Here is a 15,415-nt window from a genome sequence, read left to right as displayed (position 1 = left end):
CTGCTGGCGCTGGCGCTGGGCCTGAGCCTGTTCGCCACCACCAACGAGATGGGCGGCAGCGGTTTCCTCGCCATCTATCTGTGCGGTCTGATGATCGGCAATCACCCCGGCCGGCATCTGGAGCACATCCTGCCGGTGCATGATGGCCTGGCGCACCTCTCGCAGATCGTGCTGTTCCTGATGCTGGGCCTTCTGGTCTCGCCCTCGACCATGCTGCAGTTCGCGCTGCCGGCCGCCATCCTCAGCGTGGCGCTGATTCTGGTGGTGCGCCCGCTGGCGGTCATCCTGTGTCTCAAGCCGTTCTTCCGCTTCCGCTGGCGTGAGTTGTGGTTCATCAGCTGGGTCGGGTTGCGAGGGGCGGTGCCGATCGTGCTGGCGATCTTCCCGGTGATCACCGGGGTCGAGAATGCCGGTCTCTACTTCAATGTCGCCTTCTTCGTGGTCATCATCTCGCTGCTGGTGCAGGGCTCGTCGCTGGCGCCGATGGCCCGCAAGCTGCGGGTGGTGGTGCCGCCGGGCGCACAGCCCAGTCGCCGCAACCTGCTCGGTATCATGCCGGTCAATGACTACGAGATGCTGGTCTATCGCGTCGACAACACGGCGCTGGAAGGCGTGGCGCTGCGCATGCTGCGCTTCCCGTCGGGGGCCAAGGTCGGGGCGCTGTTCCGCAACAAGGTGTTGATCCACCCCAAGGGCAGCACCTGTCTGCATCAGCAGGATGTGCTGTGCGTGGTGGGGCGCTCGTGTGATGTGCCGAGCCTCAATCGCATGTTCAATGGCGAGAGTCTGCAGCACGAGCAACGTGCCTTCTTCGGGACCTTCACGCTGGAAGGCGATGCCAACATGCAGGATATCGCCGATGTCTACGGCTTGACGCTCTCCCAGGGCGAGCACCACCTGACCATCGCCGAATTCATTACCCGGCGAGTCGGCGGGGTGCCGGTGGTCGGCGACGATGTCGACTGGCATGGCATCCACTGGGTGGTGAACGAGGTGGAAGGCAATCGCATCACCAAGGTCGGCCTGCGACTGCACTGAGCCTGAATCTGTGTCAGGACCTGCGCCTACGCTTCACACACTACGACGCCCCCATTGCACTGCGTGTAATGGGGGCGTCGTGTTTGGACTCATCAATATCGTATTCTGTTGATGTCAGGCCAATTTGTCCGTGACAGCGCCTGGCCACCGATTGTGGCCAGCGACAAGGAGGTGACTACATGGCCAGCCCACATCCTCATCTCGCGGGCTTTCTGCGACGATTCGAGCAATTCCCGCCCGGACTCACGGCGGATGAGAAGACCTTTCATGCCACCTTCAACGTGGTCTACGTGCTGGCGGTCAGCTGCCATCTGCTCTACGCCATCCTGCTGTTGTGGCTGGGCGAGATGGGCATTCTGGCGCTGAATCTGGCGATGCTGATCGTCGATCTGGTCTGTCTGCAGCTGCACCGTGCTCGCCGTGAAGCCCTGGCGGCCACGCTGATGGCGCTGGGCACCTGCGCGCAGATCAGCTTCTCGTTGCGCTATTTCGGCTCGGAAGCCGGGTTCGATTACTTCTACTTCGGCGCCTTGCTGTGCATCTACTCGATCCGCATGTCGTTCATGCGGCGCGTTCTTCTGTGCGCCGCCTGCCTGAGCATGCCGCTGCTGGCCTACATCATCCTGATGCTGGAAGGGCCGACCAATCCGCTGCCCGCCGGCTGGATGCTGGCATTTCGCATCATCAATCTGGGCGTCTTGACCATCTTCTTCACGCTGGTGCTGGTGCAGATGGGCTGGTCGGTGGAGCGCCTGCAGCAGCGTTTCGAGACGGGAGGGCGCTTCGATGCGCTGACCGGCGCCCTGAGTCGCGCCGAGCTGGTCGACAGCGGGCGTGGCATGTTGATCAACAACGGGGCGCTGAGCGTGATGATGGTGGATGTCGACCATCTGGCGCTGATCAACGAGACCTGGGGTCGCCAGGCCGGGGATCAGGTGCTCAAGGAGCTGGTGCGGCGCATGCGCAGCATCCTGCGCGGGGAGGACCTGGTCGGGCGCTATGGCGGCGAGGAGTTCGTGCTGCTGTGCCCGGGGCTGCATGGCGAGCGCGTCGATCAGGTGGCAGAGCGCCTGTGCAAGGGCGCCTCGGCGTTGCCGTTCGTCATCAATGACGGCCTCAACAGTCTGGATGTCAATCTGTCGATCGGTGTCGCCCAGCGTCAGTCCGGCGACAAGGACCTGGAAGGCCTGATCGCCAAGGCCGACGTCAATCTGTTTCGCGCCAAGCAGGATGGCGGCAACGGCTTCGTCAGTGACACCCAGCTGGGCCCCGTGGGTGGGCCGGGCATCGCCGCCATCAATTGAGCGCAAAGCTCTGTGAGCAGAGCTTGGTATACAACCCAGCACGCCCCCGGAGAATGACGTTCATGTCTCCGGGGGCGTGCTTGTCTCAGGGCGTTATCAAGTCTGCGCGAGGGGCGTCATCAGGCTTGCCTTGAGAAGAGTCAGCGGCGGTTGGGCTGGCGACGACGGCTCTTGCTTGCGGACTTGGGGGCGTAGTCGCTGTTCGAGGCCGGCACCGCGAGCTTGGGCGCAAAGCCTTCCACGACTTCGCGCGTCACGAAATAGCCCAGGTGCTGCTCGATGGCGCACAGGTTGCGGAAGTCATCACGCGAGACCAGCGAGATGGCTTCACCGCTGGCCCCGGCACGGCCGGTACGCCCGATGCGGTGGACATAATCCTCGGCGGCGTCCGGCAGGTCATAGTTGACCACGCGCTGCAGGTCATCGATGTCGATGCCCCGCGCGGCAACGCCGGTGGCCACGAGATACTTGATGGTGCCGGCCTTGAAGTCGGCCAGCAGCTGCTCGCGCATTGCCTGGCTGCGACCGCTGTGGAAGGACTCGGCGGCGATGTCACGCTTCTCCAGCTGACTCACCAGCTTGGCGGCGCCACGCTTGGTCTCGATGAAGATCAGCGCCTGCTGCCACTGCTTCTCGTGAATCAGGTGGCTCAGAAGGGCGGACTTGAACTCCTTGTCGACCGTGATCAGATACTGACTGATATCCGGCGCGGTGACGTTCTCCGGTGCGACCATGATCTCGACGGCGTCCGTCACTGCGGTCTTGGCGAGCACGCGCACCTGGGCCGAGAGCGTGGCCGAGAACAGCAGGTTCTGGCGCTCCCTGGGCAGCTTCTCGACGATCTTGTTGATGTCGGCGATGAAGCCCATGTCGAGCATGCGGTCCGCTTCGTCGATGACGAGGGTGCGTGTCTCGTCGAGATGGATCGCGCGGCGGGTCAGCATGTCCAGCAGGCGGCCAGGCGTCGCCACCAGAATGTCCACGCCCTCGATCAGGCGCTGCTGCTGGGGTTCGATCTCCACGCCGCCATACATCGCCATGGAGCTGATTTCCAGATACCTGGAGTAGTGCTGGATGTTGTCTTCGACCTGAATCGCCAGCTCCCGCGTCGGCGTCAGGATGACGGCATGTACGCGCTTGGCGCGTACCTTGGGCGCCTGCTGCAGGGTCTGCAGGATGGGCAGCACGAAGCTTGCCGTCTTGCCGGTACCCGTCTGGGCGGCGGCGATCAGGTTGTCACCGGCCAGCACGACGGGGATCGCCTTCTCCTGGATGGGAGTCGGGGTCTGGTAGCCTTGCTCGGTGACGGCCTTGACGATGGAATCGCTCAAACCAAGGGCAGAAAATGGCATGGTGTCTCGACTTGTCTAGAGGGGGAGGGGCAAGCGCACATTCTGCGGCAAGGAATGTCTGGCGCAGTGATGCTCACTGTAGCCGAAAGTCCGCTGACAGCCCGGCGCATCATTGGCCATCGCTGCTCAGGCAGGGTAGCGAAGTGGCGGCGATGGGCGCTGCGCGGCAACAATGAAAAAGCCCCGCCTACCTGAAGTAGACGGGGCTTTCGGAATTCAAGGTGGTGGAGGGACAGGGATTCGAACCCTGGGTAGGCTATTAACCTACGCCGGTTTTCAAGACCGGTGCATTCAACCGCTCTGCCATCCCTCCGACTCACGGAGCGAAATACTACCGAACCTGATGAGAATAGCAAGAGGTAGGCGAAGAAAAATCTTCGGAAAAGCCATCGTGGACAATCACTTGCAGCAGGATGGCGCCGGGGTGAGGCCGCCGGAGCGGCCTGCTGGCACCAGACCATGAATCAGGTCATGTGTCAGGCCACGAAAAAGCCCCGCCTACCTGAGGTAGACGGGGCTTTCGGAATCAAGGTGGTGGAGGGACAGGGATTCGAACCCTGGGTAGGCTATTAACCTACGCCGGTTTTCAAGACCGGTGCATTCAACCGCTCTGCCATCCCTCCGACTCACGGGATGAAATACTACGGATTTTTCAGTCAGGGTCAAGGGCTTAGCGTAAATTTCCTTGTCGTTCAGATGCTTGAAAGGTCGCACATGCCACAATGGCTGCGGAGACTGACGATGTCGTTGCCTTGCACGCGCCGGATGGTTGCCTCAATAGGGCTTTTCATCGTTCTGTCTCTTGATTAGGCAAACCCCTGAGGGCATGCTGGGGTCAAATCGATGAATCCATCGTAGCAACCTGAGGATAGACACCATGGCTAACAGCTCCTGGCAGGTCTCGCAGGATACCGCGAGCCGCTCGCTCAGTACTCACAAGGTACTGCGCAACACTTACATGATGCTGGCAATGACGCTGCTGTTCTCCGCGCTGACCGCTGGCGTGGCGATGAGCATGGGCGTCGGCCGCATGAACATCTTCGTGCTGCTGATCGGTGCCTACGGCCTGATGTTCCTGGTCCACAAGACCGCGAACTCCACCGCCGGCATCTTCGCGACCTTCGCCTTCACCGGCTTCATGGGCTTCACGCTCGGCCCGGTACTGAACGCCTACCTGAGCCTGCCCAACGGCGGCCAGCTGGTGATGACTGCGCTCGGCATGACCGGCATCACCTTCGCCGGCCTGTCCGCGGTGGCACTGGTGACGCGCAAGGACTTCTCGTTCCTTGGCAACTTCCTGTTCGCCGGCGCCATCGTGCTGATTCTGGCGATGCTGGCAGCGATGATCTTCAACATCAGCGGCCTGGCACTGGCTGTCTCCGCCGGCTTCGTGCTGTTCGCCTCCGCGGCGATCCTGTTCGAGACCAGCCAGATCATTCACGGCGGGCAGACCAACTACCTGCTGGCGACGGTGAGCCTGTACGTCTCCATCTACAACATGTTCGTCAGCCTGCTGGCTCTGCTGGGCTTCGCTTCCGACGATTGATCGTCAAGCGAAGGAGCATGAGACCTGCAAACGACCCCGCCTCGGCGGGGTCGTTTGCGTTCGGGTGTCAGGTAGCGTGACACGCGCTAGAATGGCACTCATTCATGAGCAGTCACACGAGGTTCGCATGCGTTATGCTCTGGCCGTCTACGGCGGCCCCTACAGCCAGCAGGCCAGTCATTCGGCGCTGCGCTTTGCCGACGCCCTGCTGGCGCGCGGCCATCAGCTGACCACGGTGTTCTTCTATCACGACGGCGTCTACAACGCCGCCAACATGATGGCGCCGCCCCAGGACGAGCCGCATCTGCGCGATCGCTGGCTGTCGCTTGCCGAGAATCACGCCACCCGCCTGCAGGTGTGTGTCGCGGCGGGGCTGAGACGCGGCATGCTCGATGAGCGCGAAGCGGCGCGGCATGGCAAGCAGGGGCATACCCTCGAGGCGCCGTTCGAGCTGACGGGGCTGGGCCAGCTGGTCGAGGCGACGCTGGACAATGACCACCTGATCACCTTTGCATGACGTCATTTCTTGTCGTCACTGATGATGTCATTTATCGAGTGAGGAGCAGACCATGAGCGATGTGATGACGGCAGCCCCAGCAGGCGATGACGCCGGGATAGCCGCCGGTGATCTGCTGGTCATGCTGCGCCATGGCCCGCATGGCAGCAGCTGGCTGCGCGAGGGACTGGAGGCGGCGATGGTCGCGGCGGCCTTCGGGCGCGAGGTCGGGCTGCTGTTCACCGGCGATGGCGTGATGGCACTGCTGGAAGGGCAGCAGGTCGGGCCGCTGGGACAGAAGGGCAGTGACAACCTGCTGGCGGCGCTTGAGATGTATGACGTCGAGCGCTGCTACGTCGATGCGGCGGCGCTGCGCGCACGGGGCCTGACAGCGCAGGATGTCACGCTGTTGCCGGTCACGCTGCTCGAGCACGACGAGGTGGTCGCGCTGACCACCGCGTTCTCGCGCGTGCTGAGCTTCTGACACGTCACTGCCGCCAACGCTGGCGACTGATATGCTCGCATCAGTTTCCTGATGCCATGTCATTGATATCTCTTCATTGATGGCCAGTGGCAGTCCCAGCTTCCCTTGCCTGGATAATTGCATGAATCTACATCTACTCAATCGTTCGCCATTCTCCAGCCGCATCCATGATGATGTGCTCAATGCCATGGGGCCGGAAGATCAGCTGCTGTTGATCGAGGATGGCGTCAATGGCGCCCTCGACAACGCCGAGCAGCACCTTGCCGGGCTTGAGGGACGGCTGTTCGCGTTGCGCGAAGACCTCGAGTCCCGTGGCCTGCTGGGACGCTGCGCGGAGAATGTCATCGTGGTTGACGTCGACGGTTTCGTCGCCTTGACCGAGGCCGCCGACAAGACCGTCAGCTGGTTCTGAGGCGCCAGGCGCTTCTCCCTTTCAATTTTCATGCAAGACGTGAATCAGGATCTGTATGGCCAGTAGTGAAGCGGTGCGCACACTGACGCTTGATGGGCGTGATATCGGACTGGATTCGGAAGGCTATCTGGTCGATCTGGATGACTGGAGCCCGGCGCTGGCGGAAATGCTGGCCGCCGAGGAGGGGCGTGAACTGACGCCGGAGCACTGGGAGGTGATCGAGGTATTGCGCGACTTCTATCAGCGTTTCTCGCTCTCGCCGGCCATGCGCCCGCTGAGCAAGGCGATGACCCAGCGGTTTGGCCCCGACAAGGGCCGCTCGCTGCATCTGATGCGGCTGTTCCCGGACAGCCCGCCCAAGGTGGGCGCGCGCATCGCCGGGCTGCCCAAGCCGACCAACTGTCTGTGACGGTCAGCGGCATGCATGAGTCACCTTGCCCGTCGTGGTGCGCTGCGCTCAACGCGCAAGACCCGGCAGGGATGGCGACGTACGGCGTTGTCTGCGTTACTATTCGTCACAGCGTTGCGGTGTTGGCCAGGAGGCCGATGCTGCTTCAGGTCCCGCGACATGGTCGCAAGGGCATTTGAATTCAGGCGGACAAGAGTCGACTTGCATGGGAAGAGCATTCCAGAACCGTAAAGAATCAATGGCGCGTACCTCTCTCAACAAGGCACGCGTGTATTCACGTTACGGGCGCGAGATTTACGTCTCGGCCAAGAGCGGTGGCCTCGACCCCAACGGCAACCTGAGCCTGCGTCGTCTCATCGAGAAGGCCAAGAAGGACCAGGTGCCGACTCACGTCATCGACAAGGCGATCGACAAGGCCAAGGGCACCGGCGGCGAAGACTTCGCTCTGGCGCGCTATGAAGGCTTTGGTCCGGGCAACGTCATGGTCATCGTTGATTGTCTGACCGACAACAACAACCGCACCTTCGGCGAAGTCCGCACCTGCTTCAACAAGGGCAAGGGCAAGCTGGGCGCGCAGGGTTCGGTGTCGCACATGTTCGACCACCGCGCCATCCTGGCCTTCAAGGGCGCGGAAGAGGACGAGGAAAAGGTCCTGGAAGCGCTGATGGAAGCCGACGTCGATGTCAGTGATATCGAGCTCGACGAAGGTATCATCACGGTTCTCGCGCCGACGACCGAGTACTTCAAGGCCAAGGGTGCGCTGACCGACATCTACGGTGAAGACCTCGACTTCGAAGTCGATGAGATCAGCTTCATTCCGCAGATCCATACCGAAGTGGGCGGCGATGACGCCGAGCTGCTCAACAAGATGCTCGAGCTGCTGGATGATTGTGAAGACGTGCAGCAGGTCTATCACAACGGCGAGTTCGTCTAAGTCAGCGTCTTGAACGTGATGCGACTGACGGCTTCACGCTGACTGGGATGAGAATGTCAGTGTGAGAGGTCAGTCAGAGAAAAGCCCCGTCGGCATGCCGACGGGGCTTTTTCATGTCTCGACACTCTGCACGTTTCGACACTTTGCACGTATCGAGACTCTGCACGTATCGATAGTACCCGCGTCTCAGCAGTGCGCCCGCTTCAGCAATGTGCGTGATGCTGCGCTTGCGGGTCCGTCTCGCGTGGGTCCGCCATGCCACCCTTGACGCCGTGCTTCACCAGCCAGACGTTGACGGGCCAGGCGGCGAGCAGTCCCAGGCTCAGGGAAATGATCAGCGAGTTCCAGAACAGCGGCTGGTGCATGCCGGCACCGCCCGCAAGCCAGAGGTCCACGGAAATCGCCACCACTTCCATCACCACGATGGAGGCCGTCTCGCTCTTGAAGGCATCACGAATCACCTGCGGCTTGTCATCACTGCCGCCCTGCAGCATCGGGCCGACCGTCAGCAGGAAGCCGAACAGGTAAGCGAAGAGGAAGGTGATGATCGCGGTGGAGATATTGCCCATGGCCAACAGGCCCACCGCCAGGCTGACGCCGACGAATTCCCCCAGTCCGCAGCCCGAATAGCAGTGCGCGACGCTCCTCAGCCCCTTGCGGGCATCACCGTTGGCGGCGATCTGGCGGCGCCCGGCAAAGCGATAGACCAGCAGTCCCACCACGCCGGAGTAGAGTGTGGTCAGCCCCCACACCCACTTCATCATCGGGGCCAGATGGGCATTCTTCGTGGTCAGGTCATGCACGACCCAGATCAGCGCCGGTACCATCAGCAACAGCCAGCACAGCAGCAGGCTCCAGTGGGAAAGTGACTCACGTAATAGATCTTGCATGGTGACCCCCGTCGAGTGGATGTCGCAGATGGCCGTGCGCCGATAGCAATACGCTGATGACGCGGCCCTCCTTGATAGCTGGTGGGGGCAGCGCGCCATATCAAGGGTGGCCTGTCATCGCCTGCTCGCAACCGCCCGTTGCTTTCGCCTGACAGGGTGGCAGGCGAGGGTGTGTTCTCACGCCTTGTTAACCTTGCCGCAAGCCTCCATGGTGAAGGATGTCGGGCATTGCCCTTGCAATGTCGCCACTTCTTCCAGGAGTCACCATGTCGAGACACGCTGCTACATCCCTTGCGCGCGCCGCCCGTCAATTCGCCGGTGTCGGCTTGATTGCCTCGCTCGCCGCGCCAGCCGTGGCCCAGGCGGCAGACGACAAGGTCTTCGGCTGGGTGGAAAAGGCGACCATCGAGCCGTGGGGTGTGATGGTGAAGGCCAAGCTGGATAGCGGCGCGCTGACCTCCTCGATGCATGCCGAGAATATCGAGACCTTCGAGCGTGATGATGAGGAATGGGTGCGTTTCGATGTGGAAGTCGAGGACGAAGCCAAGGGTGACAAGGTCGAGAACACCTTCGAGCGCCCCTTGTATCGCGACCTGACGGTGTCCGGCGCAGGCGGACGCGATACGCGCCCGGTGGTGCTGATGACGCTGTGCATGGGCGGCGAGCGCTACGAGGAGCAGTTCAGTCTGCGCGATCGTGACGGCATGAATTACCCGGTGCTGCTGGGGCGCCGCACCATCCAGAGCCTGGGCGTACTCGATGTGCGCAAGACCTTCCAGACCAGCCCGGACTGTGCCGAGGACGCGCCGCTGCATCGCTATGAAGACAAGGAGTATTCCGATCGCATCGGCGCGGCGTCCTGACCTGATGTCGCTCTGAACGCTCATTGAGGAACGCGTACCGCGCACATTCATCACAAGAGGGAGGCCAGCATGTCGGGTACCGCCAGCCAGCAACCTCAACGTGACGGTTTGCCACTCGTCAGGATCTACTACGACGCGCGCTGCCCGGTGTGTCGTCGTGAACGCGCCCGCTACGAGCGGCTGTCGCGCCAAGACGCCAACGTGGAGTGGTGGGATGCGACGGATAACGCCGAGCATCTCGCCGCTCGCGGCATCGGCCTTAAGCAGGCATTGCTGTCGTTGCATGTCGAGACAGCGCAAGGGCAGATCTGTGAGGGCATGCCAGCGTATCGCCTGCTGCTTGCGCGCATCCCCGGTCTTGCCTGGCTGGGGTGGCTGATCACGCGGCCGCTGATCGAGCCGGCGCTGACGCGAGTCTACGATGCCTGGGTGCGTCGTCGGCTGTGTCGAGATGGCAGGCTGTGAGTGCCGGCGAGCCCGACGCAGGCCACTGGAAGCCCCATTGGAAGCCCTGCTGGTTCATCATGGTTTTTTGATATGCAAATGCTAATAGTTTTCGTTAGTATGTGAGGCACTGTCTGTTTCTTCACGTCTGCGAGCTTCCCGATGATCGACGCGCTTTCCCCGCTCTTTGCCGGTCCGATGGTTGCCTATCGGGACCTGATCACTACCTACGCTCAGGTGCAAGCAGGTGATGAGGCGTCGCTCCAGCGTGTCGTGCCGGCGCGCGATGTGCTCAGCCCCGGGTGGCTGGCGGCGTGCATCGCCGCGCATGGCATGCAGTACGAGACCGGCCCGGCAGACGCCGCCTCTCACCACGGCGCCCCCGATGAGCAGGCGCTGCTTTCCCAGTGGTCCAAGTACCTGTTGTCCTCGATGGTATCGCTGCCGCTGGCGGCCAACCTGCTGCTGGACCATCAACTGCCGCTGGAGCTGCGGCATCTTTCGCTGCGCCTTGGCGAGCATGGTGTGGTCACGCAGCTGATACTCGATGATGCGGCGGGGCAGGGCACAAGCCTCCCGGCGGAGATCGAGTCGGCCGATGAGGCGACGCGCCTTCAGGCGCGCTTTCAGGGCTACCTGGCGCATCTTGAGGCCGTCATCGAGCGCCTGGTGCCGCACACTGCGCTGGGGCCCAAGGTCTTCTGGAGCAACGCGGCGCATTACTTCGTCTATATCGTCGGCATGCTGGAAGAGCAGGGCTGGGTCGCGCAGGCGGCGCCGGCACGTCAGTTGATGGCGACCAGAATTCTGGCCGACGGGCGGCGCAATCCGCTCTATCAGCCGGTCAGTGACGTGATGGACCGTCATGGCGAACGGCATACGCCGCGCAAGGTATGCTGCGTGCGTTATCGCATCGAGTGCCTGGGCTATTGCAGCAATTGTCCGCTGAGCATCGAGCGCGCCACGGCACGTCGCGCCCAGACACGTCGTGTCGATCAGCGTGCCAACTCGCGCGCGGCGCTGATCGGCAGCGACCTGTCCTGATAGGTAGCGTCCTGAGCGGCAGCGGTCTGTGTTGATCGGCGCCCTCTGGTAAGATGGCGTCCCCTGTCATTGTCCGGTATGTCGTCATGTCCTCGTCTTCGCGCTGCCCACGCGGTGCTTCCCTCGCCAAGTCCGGCGCATCCTCCCGACACGACTCGTCTGACAGTCGTCAGCAGGCCACCCCGGCTGGCCGTCGTGATTCGGCCGCCCGCAAGAAGGCCAGCGCGGCCAAGGCACCTTCCGTCCAAGCGCCTGCCAACAAGGCGCCTTCTATCAAAGCGCCTTCCATCAAGGTGACGCCGGCTCGCAAGGGTCAGCTGCACCCCCGCAACCCGCACCGTGGGCGCTATGACATGGCCGCGCTGGTCAAGGCGAGCCCGGCACTGGCGGCCTTCGTGATCAAGACACCCGCTGGCAGCGAGTCCATCGACTTCGCCGATCCCGTGGCGGTCAAGGCGCTCAATCGGGCCCTGTTGAGTCGCCATTACGGCATCGCCCACTGGGACATTCCCGCCGGCTATCTGTGTCCCCCCATCCCCGGGCGCGCCGATTATCTGCATTACCTGGCGGACCTGATCAGTGAAGCCAATGGCGGTCAGCTGCCGGCGGGTGAGCACGTGCGCGCGCTGGATATCGGCACCGGTGCCAACCTCATCTACCCCCTGCTGGGCAATCGCAGCTTTGGCTGGCAGATGGTCGGCAGTGATATCAGCGCGCAGGCGATCGACTCGGCTCGCGCGATACTGTCCGCCAATGCGCGCCTCAAGGGCCAGATCGAGGTGCGCCTGCAGGCCGATCGCACGCGCCACTTCGCTGGAATCTGGGGCGCGGATGAGCGTTTTGATCTAGTGCTTTGCAATCCGCCGTTCCATGCCAGTGAAGCCGATATGGCGCGGGAATCGCAGCGCAAATGGCGCGGGCTCGACAAGTCGCGCCGGCAGCGCGGCAATGCCTCACGCAAGGGGCGTGCACGCAACGCGCCTGCGCTGAATTTCGCGGGTCAGGCGGCCGAGCTCTGGTGTCCGGGCGGGGAAGAAGCCTTCGTCACCCGCATGATCCAGGAGAGCCGCAACGTCGCCACGCAGTGCCTGTGGTTCACCTCGCTGGTCGCGCATTCGGCGAGCCTGACCGGTATCAGGAAAGCCCTCAAGCGCAGTGGTGTCAGCGAGGTCAGGGTGGTCGAGATGTCCCAGGGGCAGAAGGTCAGCCGCTTCGTCGCCTGGTCGTATCTCACGCCCGACCAGCGTCGGCAGTGGGGGCGGGATCACTGGCAAGGGAAGTGAAGCGTCTGTCATAGCCGTATCAAGAGAGTCTTCGACTCAATGATGTCTTTGCATTGAAGCCCCCGTCGCCCAGCGCGACGGGGGCTTCTTGCATTGGCGGTCGTCATCCGCGCTTCACTTAAGCCTGCCTTAATAGTTTGCGGGCAAACTTTCTGCCAGAAACGCGCAGCCAGCCGGTTCCGATCGCTGCAGGATCTGACATCTATCCGGCTTGCTCGACGCCCAGTCATTGCTCAGGAGTTATTCCATGAAGTCCGCGATCACCATGACATCGCCTGGTCCAGACCACCCCTTGGCGCAGGGCGAGGAGCCCTTGTGCGGAGGAGTTTCGGTGTTGATACCGGCTCGTGATGAGCGTGACAACTTGCCGGGCCTTATTGCCGAGGTGCATGAGGCGCTTGCGGGGCAGCGCTACGAGATCATCGTGGTGGATGATGGTTCCAGTGATGGCAGTTGGAGTTGGCTCAAGCAGGCTGCGCAGGAAGATTCACGATTGCGTCCCTATCACCACGGCACCAGTTTCGGACAGAGTACTTCGCTGTGGCAGGCTGCCCGGCTGGCGCGCGGTCGATGGTTGGCGACCCTGGATGGCGATGGCCAGAATGATCCAGCGGACTTGCCGGACATGTTGTCACTGGCAACGCTCGAAAAGCTCGACCTGGTAGCTGGTCATCGCACGCAACGCCGCGATGATGCCGTCAAGCGTGTGTCATCACGCTTGGCCAACGCCATCCGACAAGCGCTGCTGCACGATGACACGCCAGATACCGGCTGCGGAATCAAGGTCATGCGTCGTGACGTCTTCCTTCGGCTGCCGTATTTCGACCACATGCACCGTTTTCTTCCGGCGCTGGTTCGCGCCCAGGGTGGCAAGGTGCAGTCATTGGCAGTCCGTCACCGCGAACGAGTGGCAGGAGTATCCAAATACGGCTTCTTCGATCGGCTCTGGGTCGGTATTGCCGATATTGTCGGAGTGATGTGGCTTGTGCGTCGCTCGCGTCTACCGTCACCGCTCGAGAATATCTTTGGCCATGCTGCCAGTGAGGCCATCGAGCATGGTTCGCTGCCGTTGGTGGGGACGCACGTGTCGACGCCCTCTGCATCCGCGCCAACAAGCCTGTTTGACTCCCCCTCTAGATATCAGGCTAACGGTCACGATGCAGCAGCAGGTGACAGCAACCCGGACCAGGCCGACGTGGCGCGGGGTGCCTGCTGATGGATGTCAGTCCGTGGTGGGTCGCTGTCGGTTTTGGAGGCCAGGCGCTGTTCTCGGCGCGTTTCATCATTCAGTGGCTGGCCAGTGAGAAGGCACGTCGTTCCATCGTTCCTCGTGCCTTCTGGTGGTTCTCGCTTGCCGGTGGCATGACGCTGCTTGCGTATGCCATCCATCGCGAGGACCCGGTATTCATTGCCGGTCAGGGGGCAGGGCTTTTCATCTATCTGCGTAATCTGAGCTTGATCAAGCGGGATCGCCGGTCACTCACGTCGCCTGGCAGCGAAGCGTCGTCCCAGGCACCGCAGGAGTCCACTGTCGTCGAACACGCTTGTGGCAAGACGGAAGAATGCGAATCGGGCACTGACGACTCCCTGAAGGCCAGGCTCGCGTCGCTGGAGATAGAAAACGCCCGACTCAAGACTGAAGTGGCACACCTCCATGCCAATTCCGTTCGGCACCAAGGGACAGGCGCATGAAGGCAATGACGCCAGCTGGCGGTGTGTACCGAAGACTTTCCCGCCATCCCTGGTGGGTCCTGGGGGCGTTGTATCTATCTGTCTCTGCCATCGGGCTTGGCATGCGTATGCCGTGGCCTGCCGATGAGCCACGCTTCGCGCTCAATGGTCTCGAGATGTGGATCACGGGGGACTGGTGGTTGCCACACCGCGCGGGAGAGCTTTATCCCGACAAGCCGCCGATCTTCATGTGGCTCAGTGCCTTGTCCACTGGCTTGGTGGGGGATATCCGCATCGGCTTTGCCCTTCCATCGCTGGTGGCCGGGGCCGCGACTCTGGGGCTGAGCGTGGACCTGATTCGCCGCCTGCATGGCCGGCACACAGCCTTCATTGCCGGGCTGTGGTTGCTCGCGTCAGTGCAGTTCATCTTGCAGGCTCGTACGGCTCAGATCGACATGCTGGTCACGGCTTTCATCCTGCTGGGTAGCTGGGGATTGTTGCGGCATGCATTGCTCAATGATGGCGTGCGCTATTTCTATCTCGGCTGCTTTGCGATGGGGCTTGGCATCCTCACCAAGGGGGTCGGGTTCCTGCCGTTGCTGATGTTGCCTTTCTGGCTGATGGCTGCGCGTCACGCATCGACTTGGCGCAGCAGTGGTCGTCGCGCAGGGCAGCTGACATCACGCGAGCTGTTGATCGGACTCTGCTGGATGCTGGCGGCTCCGCTGCTCTGGGTAGGGCCGATGCTGGTGATGTCCTTCGTGTCCGGCGATTCGGAGCTTGCCGCCTATCGCGACAACATCCTGCTCAAGCAGACTGCTGAGCGATATACCGACAGCTGGCATCATCTGAAGCCTTGGCATTACTTCCTGACCAGTGTGATTCCCTGGGCATGGATGCCGCTGCTGCTGACGCTACCCTCGTGGCCGAAGGCACTCGCTCGCCGCTTCTCGCGCCGCGATCTACGAGTCTGGCTGCCCCTGGTGGGTGCGGCATTGATGGTGGTCTTCTTCTCGTTGTCTCCAGGCAAGCGGGGAGTCTATATCCTGCCGGCGCTGCCGCTGTTGGTGATCGGCCTGGCACCCATGTTGCCGGGGTTGTCACGTAAGCCCCATGTCTCCTGGCTGGGGTTTGCACTTTGCGCCGGACTGGCAGGCATCTTCCTGATCGCGGCACTGCTCGGTGTCTTCGGGTACCCGGCATTGGTGACGCTTGCTGCAAAGGAGGGGGTGGTGCCGTGGGGGT

17 protein-coding genes and 2 tRNA genes are annotated in these 15,415 nt (G+C 62.3%); 15 read left to right on the top strand and 4 right to left on the bottom strand.

Annotated elements, in window-relative coordinates; genetic code table 11:
* On the top strand, positions 1-1,038 hold a 1,038-nt coding region (locus AOG28_RS17330), incomplete at its 5' end, for a potassium/proton antiporter (protein ID WP_082388964.1).
* Between the two features lie 179 nt (positions 1,039-1,217).
* Complete coding sequence (locus AOG28_RS17325) at positions 1,218-2,342, top strand: GGDEF domain-containing protein (protein WP_054557336.1); 1,125 nt, start codon at positions 1,218-1,220, stop codon at positions 2,340-2,342.
* 140 nt (positions 2,343-2,482) lie between these two features.
* Here AOG28_RS17325 and AOG28_RS17320 read toward each other — a convergent pair whose 3' ends face one another.
* The 3 genes from AOG28_RS17320 to AOG28_RS17310 all read right to left on the bottom strand — a co-directional run bounded on the left by AOG28_RS17320 (position 2,483) and on the right by AOG28_RS17310 (position 4,317).
* Complete coding sequence (locus AOG28_RS17320) at positions 2,483-3,694, bottom strand: DEAD/DEAH box helicase (RefSeq protein ID WP_054557335.1); 1,212 nt, start codon at positions 3,692-3,694, stop codon at positions 2,483-2,485.
* 222 nt (positions 3,695-3,916) lie between these two features.
* Positions 3,917-4,007: transfer RNA gene (locus AOG28_RS17315), tRNA-Ser, on the bottom strand.
* A 219-nt stretch (positions 4,008-4,226) separates the two neighbouring features.
* A tRNA-Ser gene (locus AOG28_RS17310) sits at positions 4,227-4,317 on the bottom strand.
* Positions 4,318-4,571: 254 nt separating this feature from the next.
* Between AOG28_RS17310 and AOG28_RS17305 the strand changes: the two genes are divergently transcribed.
* From AOG28_RS17305 to AOG28_RS17280, 6 genes are all read left to right on the top strand, one after another.
* On the top strand, positions 4,572-5,240 hold the full coding sequence (locus AOG28_RS17305; protein WP_054557334.1) for a Bax inhibitor-1/YccA family protein: 669 nt from the start codon (positions 4,572-4,574) through the stop codon (positions 5,238-5,240).
* Positions 5,241-5,367: 127 nt separating this feature from the next.
* A complete protein-coding gene (tusD, locus tag AOG28_RS17300; protein ID WP_043335054.1) occupies positions 5,368-5,757 on the top strand; it encodes a sulfurtransferase complex subunit TusD in 390 nt (129 codons plus the stop codon).
* A gap of 52 nt (positions 5,758-5,809) precedes the next feature.
* On the top strand, positions 5,810-6,220 hold the full coding sequence (gene tusC / locus AOG28_RS17295) for a sulfurtransferase complex subunit TusC (RefSeq protein WP_235507078.1): 411 nt from the start codon (positions 5,810-5,812) through the stop codon (positions 6,218-6,220).
* A gap of 121 nt (positions 6,221-6,341) precedes the next feature.
* Positions 6,342-6,632: a sulfurtransferase complex subunit TusB gene (tusB, locus tag AOG28_RS17290; RefSeq protein ID WP_043335056.1), complete on the top strand. Its 291-nt coding sequence runs from the start codon at positions 6,342-6,344 to the stop codon at positions 6,630-6,632.
* Positions 6,633-6,687: 55 nt separating this feature from the next.
* The gene (locus AOG28_RS17285) at positions 6,688-7,041 is read left to right on the top strand and encodes a TusE/DsrC/DsvC family sulfur relay protein (RefSeq protein ID WP_054557333.1); all 354 of its coding nucleotides are present in this window, start codon (positions 6,688-6,690) and stop codon (positions 7,039-7,041) included.
* A gap of 205 nt (positions 7,042-7,246) precedes the next feature.
* On the top strand, positions 7,247-7,975 hold the full coding sequence (locus tag AOG28_RS17280; protein ID WP_054557332.1) for a YebC/PmpR family DNA-binding transcriptional regulator: 729 nt from the start codon (positions 7,247-7,249) through the stop codon (positions 7,973-7,975).
* A 203-nt stretch (positions 7,976-8,178) separates the two neighbouring features.
* On the opposite strand, the gene AOG28_RS17275 is transcribed toward AOG28_RS17280, so the two are convergent.
* On the bottom strand, positions 8,179-8,865 hold the full coding sequence (locus AOG28_RS17275; protein ID WP_054557331.1) for a DUF4396 domain-containing protein: 687 nt from the start codon (positions 8,863-8,865) through the stop codon (positions 8,179-8,181).
* 266 nt (positions 8,866-9,131) lie between these two features.
* Between AOG28_RS17275 and rloA3 the strand changes: the two genes are divergently transcribed.
* The 7 genes from rloA3 to AOG28_RS17240 form a co-directional block, all read left to right on the top strand.
* Positions 9,132-9,728: a retropepsin-like aspartic peptidase RloA3 gene (gene rloA3 / locus AOG28_RS17270; protein ID WP_052384744.1), complete on the top strand. Its 597-nt coding sequence runs from the start codon at positions 9,132-9,134 to the stop codon at positions 9,726-9,728.
* Positions 9,729-9,797: 69 nt separating this feature from the next.
* A complete protein-coding gene (locus tag AOG28_RS17265) occupies positions 9,798-10,193 on the top strand; it encodes a thiol-disulfide oxidoreductase DCC family protein (RefSeq protein ID WP_054557330.1) in 396 nt (131 codons plus the stop codon).
* Positions 10,194-10,334: 141 nt separating this feature from the next.
* On the top strand, positions 10,335-11,216 hold the full coding sequence (gene fhuF, locus AOG28_RS17260; RefSeq protein ID WP_054557329.1) for a siderophore-iron reductase FhuF: 882 nt from the start codon (positions 10,335-10,337) through the stop codon (positions 11,214-11,216).
* Between the two features lie 86 nt (positions 11,217-11,302).
* The gene (rlmF, locus tag AOG28_RS17255) at positions 11,303-12,499 is read left to right on the top strand and encodes a 23S rRNA (adenine(1618)-N(6))-methyltransferase RlmF (RefSeq protein WP_082388963.1); all 1,197 of its coding nucleotides are present in this window, start codon (positions 11,303-11,305) and stop codon (positions 12,497-12,499) included.
* 247 nt (positions 12,500-12,746) lie between these two features.
* A complete protein-coding gene (locus AOG28_RS17250) occupies positions 12,747-13,715 on the top strand; it encodes a glycosyltransferase family 2 protein (protein ID WP_235507077.1) in 969 nt (322 codons plus the stop codon).
* Complete coding sequence (locus AOG28_RS18790; protein ID WP_082388962.1) at positions 13,715-14,191, top strand: lipid-A-disaccharide synthase N-terminal domain-containing protein; 477 nt, start codon at positions 13,715-13,717, stop codon at positions 14,189-14,191. The genes AOG28_RS17250 and AOG28_RS18790 overlap by 1 nt, the downstream gene beginning before the upstream one ends.
* A gap of 101 nt (positions 14,192-14,292) precedes the next feature.
* The coding region (locus tag AOG28_RS17240; RefSeq protein WP_200906834.1) for an ArnT family glycosyltransferase at positions 14,293-15,415 on the top strand (1,123 nt) is incomplete at its 3' end.

Source organism: Cobetia sp. UCD-24C (genome assembly GCF_001306765.1).
Taxonomy (GTDB): domain Bacteria; phylum Pseudomonadota; class Gammaproteobacteria; order Pseudomonadales; family Halomonadaceae; genus Cobetia; species Cobetia amphilecti.
This window is presented reverse-complemented; position numbering and strand designations above follow the sequence as displayed.

Excerpts from the sequence above, each read along its gene's own strand:
- fhuF (WP_054557329.1), top strand. The coding sequence starts at position 10,335 with ATGATCGACGCGCTTTCCCCGCTCTTTGCCGGTCCGATGGTTGCCTAT.
- AOG28_RS17305 (WP_054557334.1), top strand. The coding sequence starts at position 4,572 with ATGGCTAACAGCTCCTGGCAGGTCTCGCAGGATACCGCGAGCCGCTCG.
- tusD (WP_043335054.1), top strand. The coding sequence starts at position 5,368 with ATGCGTTATGCTCTGGCCGTCTACGGCGGCCCCTACAGCCAGCAGGCC.
- rloA3 (WP_052384744.1), top strand. The coding sequence starts at position 9,132 with ATGTCGAGACACGCTGCTACATCCCTTGCGCGCGCCGCCCGTCAATTC.
- AOG28_RS17250 (WP_235507077.1), top strand. The coding sequence starts at position 12,747 with ATGAAGTCCGCGATCACCATGACATCGCCTGGTCCAGACCACCCCTTG.
- AOG28_RS17320 (WP_054557335.1), bottom strand. The coding sequence starts at position 3,694 with ATGCCATTTTCTGCCCTTGGTTTGAGCGATTCCATCGTCAAGGCCGTC.
- AOG28_RS17275 (WP_054557331.1), bottom strand. The coding sequence starts at position 8,865 with ATGCAAGATCTATTACGTGAGTCACTTTCCCACTGGAGCCTGCTGCTG.
- AOG28_RS17285 (WP_054557333.1), top strand. The coding sequence starts at position 6,688 with ATGGCCAGTAGTGAAGCGGTGCGCACACTGACGCTTGATGGGCGTGAT.
- AOG28_RS18790 (WP_082388962.1), top strand. The coding sequence starts at position 13,715 with ATGGATGTCAGTCCGTGGTGGGTCGCTGTCGGTTTTGGAGGCCAGGCG.
- rlmF (WP_082388963.1), top strand. The coding sequence starts at position 11,303 with ATGTCCTCGTCTTCGCGCTGCCCACGCGGTGCTTCCCTCGCCAAGTCC.
- AOG28_RS17325 (WP_054557336.1), top strand. The coding sequence starts at position 1,218 with ATGGCCAGCCCACATCCTCATCTCGCGGGCTTTCTGCGACGATTCGAG.
- AOG28_RS17265 (WP_054557330.1), top strand. The coding sequence starts at position 9,798 with ATGTCGGGTACCGCCAGCCAGCAACCTCAACGTGACGGTTTGCCACTC.
- tusB (WP_043335056.1), top strand. The coding sequence starts at position 6,342 with ATGAATCTACATCTACTCAATCGTTCGCCATTCTCCAGCCGCATCCAT.
- tusC (WP_235507078.1), top strand. The coding sequence starts at position 5,810 with ATGAGCGATGTGATGACGGCAGCCCCAGCAGGCGATGACGCCGGGATA.
- AOG28_RS17280 (WP_054557332.1), top strand. The coding sequence starts at position 7,247 with ATGGGAAGAGCATTCCAGAACCGTAAAGAATCAATGGCGCGTACCTCT.